Source organism: Phyllobacterium phragmitis (genome assembly GCF_002980495.1).
Classification (GTDB): domain Bacteria; phylum Pseudomonadota; class Alphaproteobacteria; order Rhizobiales; family Rhizobiaceae; genus Paramesorhizobium; species Paramesorhizobium phragmitis.
This window is the reverse complement of the sequence record NZ_PVBR01000009.1, coordinates 1-20206: the sequence shown is the minus strand read 5'-3', so window position 1 is coordinate 20206 and position 20206 is coordinate 1. Positions and strand designations below refer to the sequence as shown.

The 20206-nt window shown below is 62.1% G+C and carries 18 protein-coding genes and 1 riboswitch; of the genes, 7 read left to right on the top strand and 11 right to left on the bottom strand.

All coding sequences use genetic code 11. The annotated features are described in order from the left end of the window. Window positions 1-50 precede the first annotated feature (50 nt). From C5748_RS13625 to C5748_RS13590, 7 genes are all read right to left on the bottom strand, one after another. The gene (locus C5748_RS13625) at window positions 51-1700 is read right to left on the bottom strand and encodes an OFA family MFS transporter (protein WP_105742487.1); all 1650 of its coding nucleotides are present in this window, start codon (window positions 1698-1700) and stop codon (window positions 51-53) included. 337 nt (window positions 1701-2037) lie between these two features. After that, entirely contained in the window at window positions 2038-2274 is a 237-nt protein-coding gene (locus tag C5748_RS13620) for a formate dehydrogenase subunit delta (RefSeq protein ID WP_105742486.1), read from the bottom strand. Further along, the gene (gene fdhD, locus C5748_RS13615; RefSeq protein ID WP_105742485.1) at window positions 2264-3088 is read right to left on the bottom strand and encodes a formate dehydrogenase accessory sulfurtransferase FdhD; all 825 of its coding nucleotides are present in this window, start codon (window positions 3086-3088) and stop codon (window positions 2264-2266) included. The genes C5748_RS13620 and fdhD overlap by 11 nt, the downstream gene beginning before the upstream one ends. A gap of 250 nt (window positions 3089-3338) precedes the next feature. After that, complete coding sequence (gene fdhF, locus C5748_RS13610; protein ID WP_105742484.1) at window positions 3339-6224, bottom strand: formate dehydrogenase subunit alpha; 2886 nt, start codon at window positions 6222-6224, stop codon at window positions 3339-3341. Window positions 6225-6500: 276 nt separating this feature from the next. Beyond that, window positions 6501-8057 (bottom strand): formate dehydrogenase beta subunit, encoded by a 1557-nt coding sequence (locus tag C5748_RS13600; RefSeq protein WP_105742482.1) that lies wholly within the window; start codon window positions 8055-8057, stop codon window positions 6501-6503. Further along, on the bottom strand, window positions 8054-8539 hold the full coding sequence (locus tag C5748_RS13595; protein ID WP_105742481.1) for a formate dehydrogenase subunit gamma: 486 nt from the start codon (window positions 8537-8539) through the stop codon (window positions 8054-8056). Before C5748_RS13595 ends, C5748_RS13600 begins: the two co-directional genes overlap by 4 nt. A 265-nt stretch (window positions 8540-8804) precedes the next feature. Then, window positions 8805-9698 (bottom strand): LysR family transcriptional regulator, encoded by an 894-nt coding sequence (locus C5748_RS13590; RefSeq protein ID WP_105742480.1) that lies wholly within the window; start codon window positions 9696-9698, stop codon window positions 8805-8807. Between the two features lie 212 nt (window positions 9699-9910). Between C5748_RS13590 and C5748_RS13585 the strand changes: the two genes are divergently transcribed. Beyond that, complete coding sequence (locus C5748_RS13585; protein ID WP_105742479.1) at window positions 9911-10252, top strand: protein tyrosine phosphatase family protein; 342 nt, start codon at window positions 9911-9913, stop codon at window positions 10250-10252. Here C5748_RS13585 and C5748_RS13580 read toward each other — a convergent pair. Together C5748_RS13580 and C5748_RS13575 are read right to left on the bottom strand one after the other, a co-directional pair. Continuing rightward, on the bottom strand, window positions 10249-10617 hold the full coding sequence (locus tag C5748_RS13580; protein ID WP_146119521.1) for a hypothetical protein: 369 nt from the start codon (window positions 10615-10617) through the stop codon (window positions 10249-10251). The two genes, C5748_RS13585 and C5748_RS13580, sit on opposite strands and share 4 nt — an antisense overlap. A gap of 217 nt (window positions 10618-10834) precedes the next feature. Continuing rightward, window positions 10835-12025, bottom strand: coding sequence for an acyl-CoA dehydrogenase (locus C5748_RS13575; RefSeq protein ID WP_105742477.1), 1191 nt, complete (start codon window positions 12023-12025; stop codon window positions 10835-10837). 443 nt (window positions 12026-12468) lie between these two features. Here C5748_RS13575 and C5748_RS13570 point away from each other — a divergent pair, with 443 nt between their 5' ends. Beyond that, window positions 12469-12885, top strand: a complete 417-nt coding sequence (locus C5748_RS13570) for a VOC family protein (protein WP_105742476.1) — start codon at window positions 12469-12471, stop codon at window positions 12883-12885. Between the two features lie 641 nt (window positions 12886-13526). Here the strand turns inward: C5748_RS13570 and C5748_RS13555 are convergent. Beyond that, a complete protein-coding gene (locus C5748_RS13555; protein ID WP_105742630.1) occupies window positions 13527-14048 on the bottom strand; it encodes a DUF1993 domain-containing protein in 522 nt (173 codons plus the stop codon). A gap of 226 nt (window positions 14049-14274) precedes the next feature. Between C5748_RS13555 and C5748_RS13550 the strand changes: the two genes are divergently transcribed. The 4 genes from C5748_RS13550 (at window position 14275) to C5748_RS13535 (ending at window position 17654) form a co-directional block, all read left to right on the top strand. Further along, a complete protein-coding gene (locus C5748_RS13550; protein WP_105742629.1) occupies window positions 14275-14667 on the top strand; it encodes a RidA family protein in 393 nt (130 codons plus the stop codon). Window positions 14668-14836: 169 nt separating this feature from the next. Beyond that, entirely contained in the window at window positions 14837-15298 is a 462-nt protein-coding gene (gene queF / locus C5748_RS13545; RefSeq protein ID WP_105742473.1) for a preQ(1) synthase, read from the top strand. Window positions 15299-15484: 186 nt separating this feature from the next. Next, a complete protein-coding gene (gene mutL, locus C5748_RS13540) occupies window positions 15485-17350 on the top strand; it encodes a DNA mismatch repair endonuclease MutL (RefSeq protein WP_105742472.1) in 1866 nt (621 codons plus the stop codon). 70 nt (window positions 17351-17420) lie between these two features. Beyond that, the gene (locus tag C5748_RS13535; RefSeq protein ID WP_105742471.1) at window positions 17421-17654 is read left to right on the top strand and encodes a DUF2093 domain-containing protein; all 234 of its coding nucleotides are present in this window, start codon (window positions 17421-17423) and stop codon (window positions 17652-17654) included. 267 nt (window positions 17655-17921) lie between these two features. Here the strand turns inward: C5748_RS13535 and thiC are convergent, their stop codons facing one another. Next, window positions 17922-19721: a phosphomethylpyrimidine synthase ThiC gene (thiC, locus tag C5748_RS13530; RefSeq protein ID WP_105742470.1), complete on the bottom strand. Its 1800-nt coding sequence runs from the start codon at window positions 19719-19721 to the stop codon at window positions 17922-17924. A gap of 88 nt (window positions 19722-19809) precedes the next feature. Next, window positions 19810-19929: riboswitch (TPP riboswitch) on the bottom strand. Window positions 19930-20061: 132 nt separating this feature from the next. Here thiC and C5748_RS13525 point away from each other — a divergent pair. Next, window positions 20062-20206, top strand: a 145-nt coding sequence (locus C5748_RS13525; RefSeq protein WP_146119520.1) for a transposase family protein, incomplete at its 3' end; no start/stop codon positions are given.

Here is a 20206-nt window from a genome sequence, read left to right as displayed (position 1 = left end):
AGGCTCTCGGGATATCGAGAGCCTGCCGTGTTCTCGCCAGCAATGACGTTTTACTGGAAGAGGACGATCGTTTTCTGGAAGGTGATCCAGACGCCCCAGAGAATGGGGATACCGACCGCGGCCCAGGCGAGCGCTGCCTTGCCGTCAAGCCCGCCCGTGCCAATGCCGAAGGATCCCGTCGGTCCGCCAGAGACTGCCGTGGTCTTCGCCTGAAGAGCCGCGACCTCGGCATCGGACATGAACCATTTTTCGGCAAGCGGCCTGATGAACAGATTGGCGAGGAAACCCAGCGCCAGCATTCCGGCAAGAATGTACATGGTGAAATTATAGACCAGTTCGCGCGGCACGCCGGCATCGATCTGGAATTGACGGATGTAGTTGACCACAACAGGGCCGACGATGCCCGCCGTCGCCCAGGCCGTCAGCAGCCGGCCATGGATCGCGCCGACGAACTGCGTGCCGAAGATGTCGGCGAGATAGGCCGGAACGGTGGAGAAGCCGCCGCCATACATCGACAGGATGATGCCGAAGGCCAGCACGAACAGCGCCTTGTTGCCCATGCCGGCAAGGGTCGGGGCCAGCGCATAGAGCACGATGCCGAGCAGGAAGAACGTGTAATAGGTGTTCTTGCGGCCGATCTTGTCGGAGAGCGACGCCCAGAAGAAGCGCCCGCCGATATTGAAGAGCGACAACAACCCGGTGAAGCCTGCCGCAATGGCCGCGATGGCCGTTTTCTGCGAGGCGTCGAGCTGGGTGAAGCTCAATTCCGGCAGGCCGATGAGCTTGCCGCCGAAGATTTCCTGCAGCATCGGCGATGCCATGCCGATCACGCCGATGCCGGCCGAGACATTGAGGCAGAGCGCCGCCCATATCAGCCAGAACTGCGATGTCTTATGGGCGTCGCGCAGATGGACGTGGCGCGTGGTGATCATCGCCTTCTTGCCGTCCGGCGGCGTCCAGCCATCGGGCCGCCATCCCGCGGGCGGAATGCGGTAGCCGAACGCGCCGCACATCATGAAGACGAAATAGATCGCCGCGAGGACGATGAACGTCTCCCATACACCGACCGATATCGGCGACTTGAAATGGTTCATCAGCATATCGGCGAGCGGAGCGCCGATCATCGCGCCGCCGCCGAAGCCCATGATGGCCATGCCGGTGGCCATGCCGCGGCGATCGGGGAACCATTTGATCAGGGTCGAGACCGGCGAGATATAGCCGAGGCCGAGACCGATCCCGCCGATGACGCCGGCGCCAAGCCACATCAGCCAGAGCTGGTGCACCATAACGCCGACGGCCGCGACGAGAATGCCGCCGCACCAGCAAAGGGCGGCGACGAAGCCGGCCTTGCGCGGCCCCACCCGTTCGAGCCAGCCGCCCCAAAGTGCCGCCGAGCAGCCGAGCAGCACGAAGAAGAGCGTGTAGATCCAGCCCAGATCCGCGACACGCCAGTCACAGGTCGTCGTGAACAGGGCAGTCAGAAGATTGAGATCGGCGCAGGCGACGGGTTGCGTGACGCCGAGAGAGCGCGTCAGCGGCAGCCAGAACACGCTGAACCCGTAGGCCATGCCGATGCAAAGATGAATGGCGAGTGCCGCGGGCGGAACCAGCCAGCGATTGAAGCCGGCTTTGGCGATGATGCGCTCACGATCGAGAATTCCGGCGCCCGCAAGGGTGCCAGCTGTGGTGTCTGAAGACATAAATTTTTCCTCCCCCCGCCTTGGTTTCTCCAAGGTGGCTTCTAAAATTGTCAAATTTTCCTGAAATGCTGCCCCCGAAGGGTTAGCTGCTAAGCGGTTCTTGTTTTGGAATCATCAAGCGCCCCCGTCCTTCGAGGCTCGCTCCGCTCGCACCTCAGGATGAGGGCTACTGCAGCGTCGCCGACCCTTCACCCTCATGGTGAGGTGTGAGCGAAGCGAGCCTCGAACCACGAGGGTGAAGGGCGCATAACGGTTTCCATCTAAGTGAAACGCTCTAAAATTTCTTTTCAAGTTTCCGATCAATCGCTCCTCCCTGTCGCGTTCAACGATTACAAATTCAGGCTACCGCTGGCCGCCGGATCTGCTTTGCCGCCTCGATCACCAACTCATTCAGCCCCTTGCCGCCTTCCTCCTCAAGAATGGTAAAGAGCTGGTTGCGCATGCGCGGCTCCCAGAAATGGTTGATATGATCGGCGATGCCGGCCACCTGACCGTCTCGCGGCTGCGAGGTGAAGAAGGTGGCGATCTGGTTGGCCATATAGATCAGCTTGTCATGGGTGCCGTTATGCGACATGTGCGGTTCTCCCGATCTCTATGCGGTCGGTGTGGGTGTAGATGTCGAACTCATCGCCGCGCACCAGTGCGACAAGCGTGATGCCCGCAGCCTCAGCCGTGCGGATGGCAAGCGCCGTCGGCGCCGAGACGGCGATGAGCACGGGCGCACCGATGATTGCCGTCTTCTGCACCATCTCGATCGAAACGCGGCTGGTCACGACCACCGCGCCGCTTGGCACCTCGATTTCCTGCCGGGCCAGGGCGCCGGCCAGCTTGTCGAGCGCATTGTGACGTCCGACATCCTCGCGCGCCGCGACGATGCCCTTGCCTGCGATATAGAAACCCGCCGCATGGACCGCGCCGGTCTCAGTGTGGAGCGGCTGCATGCTGGAGAGAAGCTTGACGGACTGCACGATATCGCCCGCCGTCAGGCGCATGCCCTCGGGTTCGACCGAAGCGACCGGCTTCAACGCCTGCTCGATCGATTCGATGCCGCACAGGCCGCAGCCGACGGGACCTGCCATATGGCGGCGGCGCGCGGTCAGCGCATCGCGCTTGTTCCCGGCGAGCGTGATCTGGATATCGATGCCCTGATCATGGTCCTCGACCGCTATCTCCTTTATGTCCGAGGCCTTTTCGATGATGCCTTCGGAAAGGCTGAAGCCGACCGCGAAATCCTCCATGTCGGCGGGTGTCGCCATCATCACCGCGTGCGTCGTGCCGCCATAGCTGAAAGCCACCGGAATTTCCTCCGGCACGATGCGCACTGCGGATGCCGTGCCGCCCTTGCGGTGGGCGACGTGGGGCAGGGGGCGGGTGGGGCGCTCGGTCACGAAGCACCCCCTCGCTTGCCGGCCATTTCGCCCACAAAGGGGGCAAAGGCATATGGATGCGATGACCCTCGTCCTTCGAGGCTCCGCTTCGCTCCGCACCTCAGGATGAGGGTCATCTGAACGCCGAGCACCTCAGAGCGGAGCGAAATCACGCTGACGGGACTCCCCGTACCCTCATCCTGAGGTGCAAGCGCAGCGAGCCTCGAAGGACGAGGGTACGGGCGGGCGCTACCAAATATCGCCACAGCCGTTACTCCGCCGCTTCCAACTTGGCCGCGATGCGGCGGCTTTGCTTGGCTTGGCTCTCATATTCGACCTGCCATTCGGACGGGCCGTTAGAGGGGGCGATCTGCACCGCCGTGACCTTATATTCCGGGCAGTTGGTCGCCCAGTCCGAGAAGTCGGTGGTGACGACATTGGCCTGCGTCGTCGGATGGTGGAAGGTGGTGTAGACCACGCCGGGCGAAACCCGATCTGTAACCTTGGCGCGCAGCGTCGTCTCGCCGGCGCGGCTTGCGATCTTCACCCAATCGCCATCGCACACACCGCGCTGCTCGGCATCGTGGGGGTGGATTTCCAGCCGGTCCTCCTCGTGCCAGACGACATTCTCGGTGCGCCGCGTCTGCGCGCCGACATTATATTGCGAGAGGATACGGCCGGTGGTCAGCAGAAGCGGGAAGCGCGGTCCGGTGCGCTCGTCCGTCGCCACATATTCGGTGCGGATAAACTTGCCCTTGCCGCGCACGAAGCCGTCGATATGCATGACCGGCGTGCCGAGCGGGGCCTTTTCGTTGCACGGCCATTGCACCGAACCTTCGCGCTCGAGAAGGTCGTAGGAAACGCCGGCGAAGCTCGGCGTCGTCTGGGCGATCTCGTCCATGATCTGTGAAGGATGCGTATAGTTCCAGCCGAGGCCCATGGCCTGCGCCAGATTCTGCGTCACTTCCCAATCGGCATAACCGTTCCTCGGCGACATGACCTTGCGCACGCGGTTGATGCGGCGCTCGGCATTGGTGAAGGTGCCGTCCTTTTCCAGGAAGGTGGAGCCGGGCAGGAAGACATGGGCGTAATTGGCGGTCTCGTTGAGGAAGAGGTCGTGGACGACGACGCATTCCATCGCAGCCAACCCCGCCGCCACATGCTTTGTGTCAGGGTCGGACTGCAGGATATCCTCGCCCTGGATGTAGATGCCCCTAAACGTGCCGTCGACGGCGGCATCGAGCATGTTGGGGATGCGCAGGCCCGGTTCGTCCTGAAGCTGGACGCCCCAGAGCTTTTCGAAGATGTCGCGCGTCGCATCATCCGAGATATGGCGATAGCCCGGCAGTTCGTGCGGGAAGGAGCCCATGTCGCAAGCGCCCTGGACATTGTTCTGGCCGCGCAGCGGGTTCACGCCGACGCCCTCACGGCCGATATTGCCGGTGGCCATGGCGAGGTTGGCGATCGCCATGACGGTGGTCGATCCCTGGCTGTGCTCGGTGACGCCGAGGCCATAATAGATCGCGCCATTGCCGCCGGTGGCGAACAGCCGCGCTGCGCCGCGGATCGCCTCGGCGGGCACGCCGGAGAGCTTCTCGACCGCCTCCGGGCTGTGCTCGGGAAGTGAGACGAACGACGCCCAATCCTGGAACTCGTCCCAATCGCAGCGTTCGCGGATGAAGGCCTCGTCGAACAAGCCCTCGGTGACGATGACGTGGGAGAGCGAGGTGACGACGGCGACATTGGTGCCGGGCCTGAGCGGCAGGTGATAGGCCGCCTCGACATGCGGCGTGCGCACCAGATCGATGCGGCGCGGATCGATGACGATCAGCTTGGCGCCCTGGCGCAGCCGCTTCTTGAGCCGCGAGCCGAACACCGGGTGGCCATCGGTCGGGTTGGCGCCGATGACGATGACGACGTCGGTCTGCTCGACGCTATCGAAATCCTGCGTACCGGCGGAGGTGCCGAAGGTCGACTTGAGACCGTAGCCGGTCGGCGAATGGCAGACGCGGGCGCAGGTATCGACATTGTTATTGCCGAAGCCGGCGCGGATCAGCTTCTGTACCAGGAAGGTTTCTTCATTGGTGCAGCGCGATGAGGTGATGCCGCCGATGGAATTGCGACCATATTGATATTGCAGGCGGCGGAACTCGCTGGCTACATGGCTATAAGCCTCCTCCCACGTTACCTCGCGCCATGGATCGGTGATCTTCTCGCGGATCATCGGGTTGAGGATGCGGTCCTGGTGGCTGGCATAGCCATAGGCGAAACGGCCCTTGACGCAGGAATGGCCGCGATTGGCCTTGCCGTCCTTGAAAGGAACCATGCGGACCAGTTCCTCGCCGCGCATTTCCGCCTTGAACGAGCAGCCGACGCCGCAATAGGCGCAGGTCGTCACCTTGGAATGTTCGGGCTGGCCGATCTCGATCACCGATTTCTCGGTCAGCGTCGCCGTCGGACAGGCCTGCACGCAGGCGCCGCAGGAAACGCATTCCGAGCCGAGGAAGGATTCATGCATTCCCGGCGAAACGCGGGAATTGAAGCCCCGGCCCTCGATGGTCAGCGCGAACGTGCCCTGCACTTCCTCGCAGGCGCGCACGCAGCGCGAGCAGACGATGCATTTCGAGGGATCATAGGTGAAATAGGGATTGGACTCGTCCTTGGGCAGGAAACGCGCATTCGACGCGCCATTCGTTTTGGCCGCCGGGAAGACGTGATTTTCGCCCTCATAGCCATAGCGCACGTCACGCAGGCCGACCGCGCCCGCCATATCCTGCAATTCGCAATCGCCATTGGCGGCGCAGGTCAAGCAGTCGAGCGGATGATCGGAGATATAAAGCTCCATCACGCCGCGGCGGATATCCTTGAGCCGGCCCGTCTGGGTGCGCACGACCAGCCCGTCCATGGCCGGCGTGGTGCAGGAGGACGGCGTACCGTTGCGGCCTTCGATTTCCACGAGGCAGAGCCGGCAGGAGCCGAACGCGTCGACCATATCGGTGGCGCAGAGCTTGGGGATCTGGATACCCGCCTCCATCGCCGCCCGCATGACGGAGGTGCCTTCGGGAACCGTGACCTCCGCCCCATCCACGGTGAGCGTCACCGTCTTCTGCGAGTGGGAGGCGGGTGTGCCGTAGTCGATTTCATGCACGAGAGACATGGGGAGCCTCCTGATGGGTTTGGTGGGTGCAAGAGGTGTCGGAAGGGCGGCGTGTAGCAACACCCCCCTCTGTCCTCCTGAGCGTTTGTCGAAGGGCGGACATCTCCCCCACAAGGAGGGAGATTGGCTGACGCCACTCTTGGCGCCTATTCTGCAACAATTGCGATTGGTGCCGAACGCCCATGAAGGTGTAATCTCCCCCCTTGTGGGGGAGATGCCCGCCCTTCGACAAACGCTCAGGAGGGCAGAGGGGGGTGGATCGTCTGGCGCTATCCATCATTCCGCCGCCTCCCTCACCGGCACCGGCCGGAAATCCTCGGGGAAATGCGTCAGCGCGCTCATCACCGGATAGGGCGTGAAGCCGCCAAGCGCGCAGAGCGACCCGAATTTCATGGTGTTGCAGAGGTCGGTCAGGACCGCGATCTGCTTTTCCGGCTCGATATTGGCGGCAATGCGGTCCGCCAGTTCGACGCCGCGCGTCGAGCCGATGCGGCACGGCGTGCACTTGCCGCAGCTCTCGACGGCGCAGAATTCCATCGCAAAGCGCGCCTGCTTCAGCATATCGACACTATCGTCGAAAACCACGATGCCGGCATGGCCGATCAGCCCGTCCTTTGCGGCGAAAGCCTCATAGTCGAACGGCGTATCGAAAAGTTCGCGCGGGAAATAAGCGCCGAGCGGCCCGCCGACCTGCACCGCCTTGACCGGGCGACCGGTCGCCGTACCGCCGCCGATCTCGTCGACCAGTTCGCCCAGCGTGAGGCCGAAGGCGGTTTCGAACAGGCCGCCATGCCGGACATTGCCGGCGATCTGGATGGGGATGGTGCCGCGCGAACGGCCCATGCCGAAATCGCGGTAGAAGGCGGCGCCCTGGTCCATGATGATCGGCACGGAGGCGAGCGAGATGACATTGTTGATGACGGTCGGCTTGCCGAAAAGTCCCTTATGGGCGGGAAGCGGCGGCTTGGCGCGCACGATGCCGCGCCTGCCTTCGAGGCTTTCCAGAAGCGCCGTCTCCTCGCCGCAGACATAGGCGCCCGCACCGACACGCACCTCCAGATCGAAGGCATATGCGGAGTCCAGAACGCTTTCGCCGATCACGCCGGCTTTTCTGGCCACGGCAATCGCCTCGTTCATGGTGGCGATGGCGTGGGGATATTCCGAGCGGAGATAGATGTAGCCCTTGGTGGCGCCCGTGGCGATGCCGGCGATGATCATGCCCTCGATCAGCACGAAGGGATCGCCCTCCATGATCATGCGATCGGCGAACGTGCCGCTGTCGCCTTCGTCGGCATTGCAGACGATATATTTGCGCGGATTGTCCGTATCGAGCACGGTTTTCCACTTGATGCCCGTGGGAAAGCCCGCACCGCCACGGCCGCGCAGGCCGGATTCGGTGACCTGCGCCACGATCTGGGCGGGCTGCAGTTTCAGGGCGTTTTCCAGGCCCTTCAGTCCGCCATGGGCGCGGTAATCGTCGAGCGAGACGGGATCGATGATGCCGCAGCGGGCGAAGGTGAGTCGCGTTTGACGGGCGAAGAACGGAATTTCTTCGGTGGGGCCGAGGGAGAGACGGTGCGTACCGCCTTCAAGCAATCCGGCATCGAGGAGCGAAGCGACATCGGCGGGTTTCACCGGGCCGTAGGCCATGCGCCCGTTGAGCGTTTCGACCTCGACCATCGGCTCCAGCCAATAAAGACCGCGCGAACCATTGCGCACGATCCTGGCGTCGAGCCCGCGGGCTGCGATCTCCTTCTCGATCGCCTTCGCTATCCTGTCGGCGCCGAGCGCCAGCGCGCCGGAATCGCGGGGGATATAGACCGTCGTCGTCATAGCCGGACCTCCGTCGCGATCTCTTGCAGCTGTTCGTCATCGAGCCTGCCGATCATCTCACCATCGAGCATGGCGGCGGGCGCGCAGGCGCAAAGGCCGAGGCAATAGACCGGCTCCAGCGTCACCGCGCCATCGGCGCTGGTCTCACTCCAGTCGATGCCGAGAAGCTCGACCGCGCGTTCGGCCAACGCATCGCCGCCCATCGACTGGCAGGCCTCGGCCCGGCAGATCCTGAGCACATGGCGGCCCGCCGGATGGCTGCGGTAATCATGATAGAAGGTGAAGACGCCATGCACTTCGGCGCGCGACAGGTTGAGCGCATTGGCAACCAGGGGAAGCGTTTCTGGCGGGACATAGCCGAATTCCTCCTGCAGACCATGGAGGATCGGCAGCAGCGGCCCTTCGGCGCTTTTGTTTTGATCGATAATCTCTATCGCTCTTGCGGCGATATCGGCCCTTTTGTTGGTACCAGCAGTCTGCATTTCCACGCAGCGCCCTCCCTTGTTTCCCCTCACTTTAGAATGAGACCAAAAAGTCTGGATATAATCAATAGCGCAATATCGTTGCTTGATAGAAAAAACCTATCAAGGTTTGGCTTCTTGAATTAGAGTTCCCCGGGGCCGTCATTCTCGGGCTTGTCCCGAGAATCTGCCATAAGAAGGACGTAAGTGAATACCGTTCTGACCGATCAGACCTCGGTAGATTCTCGGGACAAGCCCGAGAATGACGACAGGATAGGGCTATTCTTCATGCTCTGAATCCCGCCGCCAGCGTCCTGGCTTCATGCAGGAGCGCGGAAACGAGCGGCGTGTAAGGCGTGCGCTCGGCCGCAACGAGCCCCACAAGGTGACTGGCATCCGGCTCGACAATGGGGATGGCACGAATCGGTTCCGTGAAGCCAAGCGTCTCCGCCAGATTGAGCGGCATGATGCTGGCCCATTTGCCGGTACGGATATGGGAGAAGAGCAAGATCATGGAATTGGATTCGAGCGTCGGCTGGGCCTCCACGCCCGCCTCGCGCAGATGCTGATTGATGATCCGGCGGTTCTGCATATCGGGCGTCAGCAGGCAAAGCGGCAGATCAGCGACCTCCGCCCAGCTAACGGAATCGCGGTCGGAAAGAATATTGCCGGTCGATGTGATGAGATGATAGCGCTCGGAATAAAGCGGCACGGTGGTGACTTTTCCGAGCGGTTCATTGTCGACATAGGTGAAGCCCGCATCGATCTCGAAATTCGCCAGAAGCGAGAGCACTTCGAGCGAGTTGCGCGACAGGATCGAGAACGTCACGTCAGGGTGCTTCTCGCGAAACGGTGTGGTCAGCCGCGAGACCATGGCGAGCGCGGTCGGAATGGCGGCGATGGTGATATGGCCCGAGAGCCCCAGGCGGGCGGCGCGGAGTTCCTCGCGCATGGTGCGGGTGTCGCCGACGATGCGCCTTGCCCATTCCAGAACGCGCTGGCCCTCCGGCGTCAGCCCCTTGTAGCGCGAGCCGCGCCGCACCAGCATGACGCCGAGCGTATCCTCGAGCTGGCGGATCGCCGCCGAAAGCGTCGGCTGCGTCACGCCGCATTCCTCCGCCGCGCGGCCGAAATGCTCCTCCTTGGCCAGCGCTATGAAAAACTCCAGCTTGTCGATCATGATGTCACTCCCCCGGAGCAGGGCTATCGCATATCACGCGATATGCGATAGCCCTGCTCCCGCTGGCCAGGTTAAGCATATTCGTTGCGGCTGCAAACCGGCATCACCATATCGGCGATATCAAATGGAAACGCTATGGTTTGATCTGGCGCCAGCAAGCGTTTGATGTATTGTGCCGCCGGACAAATCTCCTGCCTTGAAGGACGAAACGCATGGACATTCGCCAGATCGACGACAATTTTTCGGTCACCGGCCAGATTTCTCCGGACGATATACGCGACATAGCGGCTTCCGGCTATCAGACGCTGATCTGCAACCGCCCGGACGGCGAAGCGCCCGACCAGCCGGATTTCGCCGAGATCGCCAATGTCGCGGAAAAGGCCGGCATCCCGGTCCATTATGTCCCGGTTGTCTCGGGAATGCTGACGCAGGACGATGTCGATGCGATGGCGGCGGCGCTCGAGAATGCGGAAGGACCCATCCTCGCCTATTGCCGCTCGGGCGCACGCTCGACCAACATCTACGGGATCGTGCAGCAGCAGAAAAAGGGCTAGGAGCGCATCCTGCCCGAAGGGGTGCCTGATGTCTTGGCCGCACCGGCATAAAGATGCTGGCAGATCGTGACGCCTACGCGCAGGAGGGTCGCGGCCATGCCCGCCAAAAGCATGAACCAGCCGGCATTGAGCAGGATCGTCCAGACGTCGGGCCGGCTTCCGGCAAAGGCGATGGTGACGACGCCGACCCATATCAGCACGGCGGCGGTTCGCCAGTAGACCGGGTGCTCATGGTCGTTGAGCGCCCGCCAGAACGAAAGCCCCAGGCAAAAGAAGAACAGCGCGGCGGCAAGGCCGACATTGATCAGTTCAACCCGGACCAGTTCGATCGGCAGCCAGGCATCGGTGTTGACGGCAGCTTCCATCACAATCACTCCGAAGCAGGTCGGGGCGGAAACCTTCCGCCTTTTCCTGATCTAGGTTGAAGTGGCTAGGGTGGCTTTGTGTTGAGATCGTGTTCGGCCGGCGTCGCTGCCGACACTATACCATCACTTTATCTTACCCGCTTTTACCCACCTTGCTTAGAATTTTATGCGTTTTCACCGGCCTTGCTTGCCGCAACTGCGCGATATTGCACGCTTATTAGAAGAACGCCTGAATACCTGTCTGCGCGCGGCCGAGGATCAGCGCATGGACGTCATGCGTGCCCTCATAGGTGTTGACCGTCTCCAGATTCTGCGCGTGGCGCATGACGTGGTAGCCGATCTGGATGCCGTTGCCGCCGTGCATGTCGCGTGCGGCGCGCGCGATATCGAGCGCCTTGCCGCAATTGTTGCGCTTGACGATAGAGATCATCTCCGGCGCTTGTCTGCCCTCGTCCATCAGGCGCCCGACACGAAGCGAGGCCTGCAGTCCGAGGGCGATTTCCGTCTGCATGTCGGCGAGTTTCTTCTGGAAAAGCTGCGTCGCGGCAAGCGGCTTGCCGAACTGCTTGCGGTCGAGGCCATATTCCAGGGCGCGCTGCCAGCAATCCTCCGCAGCCCCCATCGCGCCCCAGGAGATGCCGTAGCGGGCGCGGTTGAGGCAGCCGAACGGGCCTTTGAGGCCGGACACATTGGGCAGCAGATTTTCCTCCGGCACGATGACGCCGTCCATGACGATTTCGCCGGTGATCGAGGCGCGCAACGAGAGCTTGCCGCCGATCTTCGGGGCGGAAAGCCCCTTCATGCCCTTTTCCAGAACGAAGCCGCGGATCGCGCCGTCATGCGCATCCGATTTCGCCCAGACGACGAAGACATCGGCGATGGGCGAATTGGAAATCCACATCTTGGAGCCGGAAAGGCGATAGCCGTCCGCGACCTTCTCGGCGCGCGTCGTCATGCCGCCGGGATCGGAGCCGGCGTCGGGCTCGGTCAGGCCGAAACAGCCGATCCATTCGCCCGAGGCGAGCTTCGGCAGATATTTCCGGCGCTGCTCCTCGGAGCCATAGGCATGGATCGGGTACATCACCAGCGAGGACTGCACGCTCATCATCGAGCGATAGCCTGAATCGACGCGCTCGACCTCGCGCGCGACAAGCCCATAAGCCACATAGGACGCGCCCGCCGTGCCGTATTCCTCGGGCAAAGTGACGCCCAACAGCCCCGCCTCGCCCATCAGGCGGAAAAGATCAGGATCGGTCTTCTCCTCGAGATAGGCTTCCTCGATGCGGGGCGCGAGCTCGCTTTGCGCGAAGGCGCGCGCGCTGTCACGGATCATCCGCTCGTCTTCGGTCAGTTGATCCTCAATGAGGAAAGGATCGCTCCAGACAAAGGACGGCTTGGCGTGCGGCATGATGGTTTGCTCCCTCAAGCATTTTGCAGCCAATGGAACTTGGCGGCGCATAAATGCGGCTAAAATATCCAGACGAACATGTGCCGCGCATCATAGGTGGGAATTGTGGCGGGGCAATTCGATTTGGGGACGTGGGGCTATGATGATTTGTGATGGGGGGATGAGGGAGGGGAATGAGGGGGCTATAAACGGTAAGTTTGCGCCCCCAAGGCGGTCATTAAAAGATCATCGACCGCATCCCAGAAGCTGACATTCATTGCGTCGCAGTGAATTTGATAGGTCGGCGGAAAGCAGTCATTTGCAGCAGTTTGCACCAATGCCGGCTTTGCGGACAAACTGAGCTTTCGCTGCGGCTACTCCAATGACTGCTTCCGTTTGTGCTACTGTTGTGTCGAACCGTGATGCCATCAGCATCGCCGAATCTGTCGGAGGAGCCCTACTTTATGATTGCTTATATAACCGTTGGTGCAGATGACATCGCACAGGCCGAACGCTTTTACTCGGCTTTTCTCCCGTCCCTCGGCTACGAGGTCGAAGAATACCAGGGCGACCTGAGCTACATCCTGCCCGTAGAGCCGGGCCGGTCCTCAGTTCAGCCAGATTTCTACGTCAAATCGCCATTCAATGGGCAATCCGCCACGGCTGGGAACGGCGTAATGGTCGCTTTTCAGGCCCAGTCGCAGAAACAAGTGCGTGACCTTCACGCCTCCGCGCTGGCCGCAGGCGGCTCTGACGAGGGGCAGCCTGGTTTTCGGAATTCCTATGGGCCGAACTTCTATGTCAGCTACCTTCGAGATCCGCACGGAAACAAAATCGCGCTGTTCTCTAGCGACCCGAATGAGCCTGGCCGCGATGAATAAACGCGGGAGCAGACATTCGTGCGAAGCGCAGCATTCGGTAGTTTGGGCTCGAAGCAGCTCATTAGCTACGCCGAGTACAAAAGTCCGCAATGGGCCGGAAACGACTGTGGGCGCGCCACAATTGAATGTCCGCTTCGATTACTCGGCGTGTCCAAGGGGACGGTCTCCTGTCGGCCCCGAAGCAGCCCCTCCCAAAACTTATCCCACAGCCTCACTCCGCCCTTATCCTTGCCTCAGTTCTTCCCGCGGGAACGCGGCTCGCGATGGCGGGTCTCGCGGGGAAGGACCGGCGCCTCCGCCTCGCTGCTGACGTAGCGGTGTGCCTGGGGGGCTCCGTCCTGGGTTTCCCTGCCGGCACTACGACCGGTATGTGCTGGACGAGCACTTAAGCGGGACGGACGGGGACAGAAATCGCCGGACGGGCGGTCCTGTGGCCGCAGTCAAAACAATTTCATGCGAGCGTTCGCAAGACCGCCCGTCTTCCCATCCCAGGATTTGGGCGCTCTTTCTCAATGGCCAGACGCGGTGAACGCGGGCGTGGCGATGATAGCCTGCACCCTCCGCCGCCCGCCATCCCCGGCCCTCCGCTATGGCTCCGGGCGTTCGTCGCTCAAAAAGCCAAATCGTTGGCTTTTTGCCCGCTACGCGGACCGCTCCTCACCCCGCCCGAGATAATCCAATTTCCCCAGCGGCACGCCCTTGTGGCGGAGGAGCGCATAAGCGGTGGTGACGTGGAAGAAGAAATTCGGGATGGCGAAGCCCAGCACGTAATCTCTTGCGGTGAAGGTCTTCGATCCCTGGCCGGTCTTCAGTTCCACTTCGGCCTCCTCGCGCCCGTCCATCGCATGGGCCGGAACCGTCTTCAGGAAGGCGACGGTTGCAGCGATGCGGGCTTGGAGGTCGTTGAAGTTGGCCTCGTCGTCTTCCATCGCGACGGTCTCGACCTGGCCGACGCGAACGGCGACGAATTTGGCGGTGTCGCTGGCGCGCTGGATCTGGGCGGTGAGCGGGGCCATGTCGGGGAAGAGGCGGGCTTCGAGCAGGTCGGCGTGGGGCATGCCGTTTTGGTCCGCAAAGGCGCGGCCTTTTTCCAGGATTTCGCTTAAGTTTGCGAAGGATCGCAGGAAGACGGGCACGGTGACATCATAGAGCGACAGGGACATGGGTTTTCTTTCGGTTCGGAGAATCTGAAAGTGATGGCGCAGACCTTGAGGGCGGGCGCGCGGCTGGTCAAATGAATTTTCCATGCTGCTGTTTCAGATGTGCCGGACACCAATATACGGCACGTATGTGAATTGACATACAATGCGTATATGTGCTTGTTGCTTCGGCGGCGCAGGCTGATCGGCCAGCGCCATAGACACTCGGGAACCGACCGAAGGAATGAAGATGACCAAGCGCAATGCCGTTTTCCCCGCCAACCGCCACGCTCTTTACGAAGCGCATGGCTATTCCGCCGCAATCCGCTCCGATGATTTGCTGTTCGTTTCGGGACAGGTGGGCAGCCGCGCCGATGGCTCGCCCGAGCCTGATTTCAAAGCCCAGGTCGAACTGGCGTTCGCCAATCTGGAAGCGACGTTGAAGGCGGCGGGGTGTACGTTTGACGATATTGTCGACGTGACCACGTTTCATACCGATCCCGAAAATCAGTTCGCAACCATCATGGACGTGAAGAACCGGATTTTCACCGAGAAGCCCTATCCGAACTGGACGGCGATTGGCGTGAACTGGCTTGCCGGTTTCGACTTCGAGATCAAGGTGATCGCGCGGATTTCGAAGTGAATGGTGAATGGTGAATGGTGAATGGTGCAAATAGCCGAATGGGGAATATCAAAGGGAAATTTTCCCTCCTATTCACTATTTCACTATTCACCATTCACCCTCCCCAGGGGTTGCGCAACCAGCCTTTTCAGTGCCATTGCGGTGTGAAAAATGCTGAAAGGAACAACCCATGACCGATGTCCATGGACTGACCCAGCTGGGGGCGGAGAGCCGCATCGCGGCCTCGCCGGACGAAGCGGTGCTCGAAACCGTTCCCTACACCCGCCGCGATGGGCCGCCGGCGATCGTGCGCTTCACCTGCCCGGAGTTCACCTCGCTCTGCCCGATGACCGGGCAGCCGGATTTCGCGCATATCGTCATCGATTATGCGCCGGATGCGCGGCTGGTGGAATCGAAATCGCTGAAGCTGTTCCTGTTTTCGTTTCGCAACCATGGCGCGTTTCATGAGGATTGCACGCTGGAGATCGCCCGGCGGATCGTGGGGGCGACCAAGCCGCTGTGGCTGCGCATCGGTGGCTACTGGTATCCGCGCGGCGGCATCCCCATCGATGTTTTCTGGCAGACGGGTACCCCGCCCGAAGGGGCATGGGTGCCGGAGACCGGGGTGCCGTCTTACCGCGGACGGGGGTAAGGTCAGAACAAGCCCTTCACCCTCGTCCTTCGAGGCTCGCTGCGCTCGCACCTCAGGATGAGGGTGAAGGGCCAGCGCCTCAGTAGCCCTCATGGTGAGGTGCGAGCACAGCGAGCCTCGAACCACGGGGGCGCTTGGCGCTGATAGGCATTCCTATCGGATAGCGAATCCGCCTATAAGCACTCCATGACGATCCGGCATCTAAGCGAAACCATCATCAACCAGATTGCGGCGGGCGAGGTCATCGAGCGGCCCGCCAGCGTCGTGAAGGAACTCGTCGAAAACGCCATCGATGCCGGTGCCACGCGCATCGAGGTGGTGACGGCGGGCGGCGGCAAGACGCTGATCCGCGTCACCGACAATGGTTCGGGCATTCCCGCCGGCGAACTGGCGCTCGCCGTCGCGCGCCATTGCACATCGAAGCTCGCCGACGACGTGCACGATATCCGCGCGCTCGGCTTTCGCGGCGAGGCGCTGCCCTCCATTGGCTCGGTGGCGCGGCTGTCGCTGAAATCGCGCATCGCCAATGCCGAATCCGGCTTCGAGATCGCTGTTACCGGCGGACGCCTGGAGGGGCCGCGGCCGGCGGCGCTCAACCAGGGCACCATCGCGGAGGTGCGCGATCTGTTCTTCGCCACACCGGCGCGGCTGAAATTCATGAAGACCGACCGGGCCGAGGCAATGGCCGTCAACGATATCGTCAAGCGGGTCGCCATCGCCTTCCCGCATATCCGCTTCTCGCTCGCCGGCAGCGACCGCTCGCCGCTGGAAATGCCCGCGACGGGTGCGGGCAGCGACGGCATGCTGGAGCGCATCGCCCAGGTGCTGGGCAAGGAATTTTCCGAAAACGCGATTGCCATCGATGCGGAGCGCGACGGCGTGCGGCTGGCGGGGTTCGCCGGCATTCCCTCGTTCAACCGCGCCAACAGCCTGCACCAGTTCGCCTATGTCAACGGTCGCCCGGTGCGCGACAAGCAGATATGGGGCGCGATCCGCGGCGCCTATGCCGATGTGATCGCCCGCGACCGCCATGCCGTCGCCGTGCTGTTCCTGACGCTCGATCCGGCGTTGGTCGATGTCAATGTCCATCCGGCGAAAGCGGATGTGCGCTTCCGCGATCCGGGGCTGGTGCGCGGGTTGATCGTCGGCGCGATCCGGCAAGCGCTCGCGCAATCCGGCATCCGGGCTGCGACCAGCGGGGCGGAGGCGATGATGCAGGCGTTCCGTGCGGAAGGGTTCGGCGCGAAGGCAGCCCCCTCCCCGCAGGTTTATCGCGCTCCTGCCTATCAATCCGGCAATTGGGCCGATGCGCCAAGGCCACGCTCCGAATGGTCGCCCGCCACGGCGCACCCGGCGCATCGTCCGCTGGATATGGGCTTCGGGGAGAACGAGCAGGCCGCCTTCGAAGGCGTGACCATGCCCAGCGCGGACGCACGCGCAACGGTGGAGGATGCGGCGGCCGAGCTCACAGCCGCGCCGCTCGGCGCGGCGCGGGCGCAGGTCCATGCCAATTATATCGTGGCGCAGACCGACGACAGCCTGGTGATCGTCGACCAGCATGCGGCGCATGAGAGGCTTGTCTATGAGGCGCTGAAGAATGCGCTTCATTCACGCCCGCTTCCCGCGCAGATGCTGCTCATCCCCGAAATCGTCGACTTGCCGGAGGAGGATGCCGAGCGGCTGGCAAGCCATGCCGAGACGCTTGCATGTTTCGGGCTCGGCGTCGAGCGCTTCGGGCCGGGCGCGGTCGCGGTGCGCGAGACGCCGGCCATGCTGGGGGAAACGGATGTGCAGCAACTCATCCGCGATCTCGCCGACGAAATTGCCGAGCACGATACGTCCAACGGGCTCAAGGCGATGCTCGATCATGTCGCCGCGACCATGGCCTGCCATGGCTCGGTGCGCGCCGGACGCCGCCTGAAACCGGAAGAAATGAACGCGCTGTTGCGCCAGATGGAGGCGACGCCGGGCTCAGGCACGTGCAATCACGGGCGTCCGACCTATATCGAGTTGAAACTCAACGATATCGAGCGCCTGTTCGGACGCAGATAAACTGCGACCGGCCTTGACCCCTCAGCCGTTTTATGGCGCTTTGAATGAACGTAGTAAGACAGGAAGAACCATGAACAGATTTGAAGGTCCACGTTCCCAGGAGGCGCGGCTGCGCTATCTCGATGGCGACTTTCAGGTTCTCAGCCCCGGCGCCTATGTCGTCTGCGCGGTCTCGGGCGAACAAATCCCGCTTGACGAGCTGAAATATTGGAGCGTCGCGCGCCAGGAGCCCTATGCCAATGGCCTGCTGTCCTACCAGCGCGAGTTGGAGTGCAATCCGGCGTTGCGCAGCCGTAAGGGTTAGATCCTCGAAGACTTCCTGGGTTCGCGGCTGGATGCCCTTGCCACGCGAGGCGGCGTCTAACGGGCGGCATTTTCAAGAAATGCACTCGGATGGAGGATCGGCCTCACAGATCCTGACACCACCCCTTCTACAGCATCGACCCGAAAATCGGAATCGATTTTCGGGCCGATGCTGTAGCCAGGCGCTCGTAGAATCTCGATCAGAAGGCGACGTCCTTGTCGTGATCGCGGCGACGCGCGCGGACAGATTGGAAGGCGTCATCATCACTCAAACCTCCTGTTCCGCTGGCACATAGAGGTCGCCGCCCTCGCGGTATTTCTGCGCCATGGCAGCCATGCCCTCCTTCTGCGCCTCGGCGCGGATATCGTGCGAGATGCGCATGGAGCAGAATTTCGGGCCGCACATGGAGCAGAAATGCGCCACCTTGTGCGCCTCTTTAGGCAGTGTTTCGTCATGGAAGGCGCGCGCCGTCTCCGGATCGAGCGAGAGGTTGAACTGATCCTCCCAGCGGAACTCGAAACGGGCGCGGGAAAGCGCGTCGTCCCTGATTTTCGCTGCTGGATGACCTTTGGCAAGATCGGCGGCGTGTGCCGCGATCTTGTAGGTAATCACCCCGGTCTTCACATCATCGCGGTCGGGCAGGCCGAGATGCTCCTTGGGCGTGACGTAACAGAGCATGGCGGTGCCGAACCAGCCGATCATCGCCGCACCGATGCCGCTGGTGATGTGGTCGTAGCCCGGCGCGATGTCGGTGGTCAGCGGCCCGAGCGTGTAGAACGGAGCCTCGCCGCAGACGGCGAGCTGCTTGTCCATGTTCTCCTTGATCTTGTGCATCGGCACATGGCCGGGGCCTTCGATCATCACCTGGCAGTCCTTTGACCAGGCGATCTGTGTCAACTCGCCAAGCGTCTCCAACTCCGCGAACTGCGCGGCGTCGTTGGCGTCGGCGATCGAGCCGGGGCGCAGACCGTCGCCGAGCGAGAAGGACACGTCATAGGCGCGGCAGATGTCGCAAATTTCCTCGAAGTGCTCGTAGAGGAAGCTTTCGCGATGGTGGTGCAGGCACCACTTCGCCATGATCGATCCGCCGCGCGAGACGATGCCGGTCACGCGCTCGACGGTCAGTGGGATGTAGTGCAGCCGCACGCCCGCATGGATGGTGAAATAGTCGACGCCCTGCTCGGCCTGCTCGATCAGTGTGTCGCGAAACACCTCCCATGTCAGGTCTTCCGCCACGCCGCCGACCTTCTCCAGCGCCTGATAGAGCGGCACAGTGCCGATGGGCACGGGAGAATTGCGGATGATCCAGTCGCGGATATTGTGGATGTTGCGGCCGGTCGACAGGTCCATCACGGTATCCGCGCCCCAGCGGATCGCCCAGACCATCTTCTCGACCTCCTCGGCCATGGAGGAGGTGACTGCGGAATTGCCGATATTGGCATTGATCTTGACGAGAAAGTTGCGGCCGATCACCATCGGCTCGGCTTCCGGATGGTTGATGTTAGCGGGGATGATGGCGCGGCCGCGCGCCACCTCCTCGCGCACGAACTCCGGCGTGACGAAATCGGGGATTGCAGCGCCAAAGCTCTCGCCGTCACGCTCCAGTGCGGCGTGGGCCTGCTGACGGCCGAGATTTTCGCGGATGGCGACGAACTCCATCTCGGGCGTGACGATGCCAGCGCGCGCATAGGCGAGCTGGGTCACAGCCTTACTATCATTCGCGCGGAGCGGACGGTGGCGGACGGGAAACTCCGGCGTCAGCCGGTCGGCCGAGACAAAGCCGTTGTCCTCCGGCCTGACATGCCGTCCTGAATAGGCGTCGACGTCGCCGCGCGTGGCGATCCAGCTTTCGCGCAAGCGTGGCAAACCGTGCTCAATGGCGATCTTCACAGCCGAATCGGTATAGGGACCGGAGGAATCGTAGACCGTGACCGGCGGTTCGTCGGCGCTCGGATGCAAGGTGATCTCGCGCATCGGCACACGAATTTCGGGGTGCAGAATGCCGTGTTTAAGGATTTTGGCCGAAGCCGGCAGCGGCCCGGTGGTAACCGTGGGGGTGGATGTCATGTCGAGGCTCCTCGCTATCCAAGCAATGGAGACCCAGCTCTGACGGGAAGGAGAAAGGAAACCTTTGGATAGGTTGGCCGCGCGCGACCGGAAGGCATCCGCACCGTCCCTACGCCAGTGTGAACTGGATCAGGTTCATAGGGTCCCTGCGCTGCCTTGCGGCCCAACAGTATCTCAGCCCCTTGTCGGGACACCCCTGGTGAAGCTTCAATGATGCGAGGTGACGCGCGCTATGTCAATCGCTGGCGACGCCGGGCACAGGGCAATCGCTTGAAGAACAGCGCTTCCAGCGGCGGAATTGTTATGATTCATAGGGAACCTCGATTTGTGGAGGTTTCCTATGTCCGGCAAAGCATTACTCGATCAGTTTGGCTCCCTTGAAGACCCGCGCCAGTCGTGGAAGGTGCTGTATCCTTTAGCCGAGATATTGCTTTGCGTGCTGTGCGCGACGATGGCCGGGGCGGACGATTTCGTTGAGATCGAGC

Coding starts and splice junctions, on each gene's coding strand:
- fdhF (WP_105742484.1), bottom strand. CDS start 6,224: ATGTCTCTCGTGCATGAAATCGACTACGGCACACCCGCCTCCCACTCG.
- C5748_RS13625 (WP_105742487.1), bottom strand. CDS start 1,700: ATGTCTTCAGACACCACAGCTGGCACCCTTGCGGGCGCCGGAATTCTC.
- queF (WP_105742473.1), top strand. CDS start 14,837: ATGACCGATGTCCATGGACTGACCCAGCTGGGGGCGGAGAGCCGCATC.
- C5748_RS13585 (WP_105742479.1), top strand. CDS start 9,911: ATGGACATTCGCCAGATCGACGACAATTTTTCGGTCACCGGCCAGATT.
- C5748_RS13595 (WP_105742481.1), bottom strand. CDS start 8,539: ATGCAGACTGCTGGTACCAACAAAAGGGCCGATATCGCCGCAAGAGCG.
- C5748_RS13535 (WP_105742471.1), top strand. CDS start 17,421: ATGAACAGATTTGAAGGTCCACGTTCCCAGGAGGCGCGGCTGCGCTAT.
- C5748_RS13620 (WP_105742486.1), bottom strand. CDS start 2,274: ATGTCGCATAACGGCACCCATGACAAGCTGATCTATATGGCCAACCAG.
- C5748_RS13550 (WP_105742629.1), top strand. CDS start 14,275: ATGACCAAGCGCAATGCCGTTTTCCCCGCCAACCGCCACGCTCTTTAC.
- C5748_RS13575 (WP_105742477.1), bottom strand. CDS start 12,025: ATGCCGCACGCCAAGCCGTCCTTTGTCTGGAGCGATCCTTTCCTCATT.
- thiC (WP_105742470.1), bottom strand. CDS start 19,721: ATGACATCCACCCCCACGGTTACCACCGGGCCGCTGCCGGCTTCGGCC.
- C5748_RS13600 (WP_105742482.1), bottom strand. CDS start 8,057: ATGACGACGACGGTCTATATCCCCCGCGATTCCGGCGCGCTGGCGCTC.
- C5748_RS13570 (WP_105742476.1), top strand. CDS start 12,469: ATGATTGCTTATATAACCGTTGGTGCAGATGACATCGCACAGGCCGAA.
- C5748_RS13590 (WP_105742480.1), bottom strand. CDS start 9,698: ATGATCGACAAGCTGGAGTTTTTCATAGCGCTGGCCAAGGAGGAGCAT.
- mutL (WP_105742472.1), top strand. CDS start 15,485: ATGACGATCCGGCATCTAAGCGAAACCATCATCAACCAGATTGCGGCG.
- C5748_RS13555 (WP_105742630.1), bottom strand. CDS start 14,048: ATGTCCCTGTCGCTCTATGATGTCACCGTGCCCGTCTTCCTGCGATCC.
- C5748_RS13580 (WP_146119521.1), bottom strand. CDS start 10,617: ATGGAAGCTGCCGTCAACACCGATGCCTGGCTGCCGATCGAACTGGTC.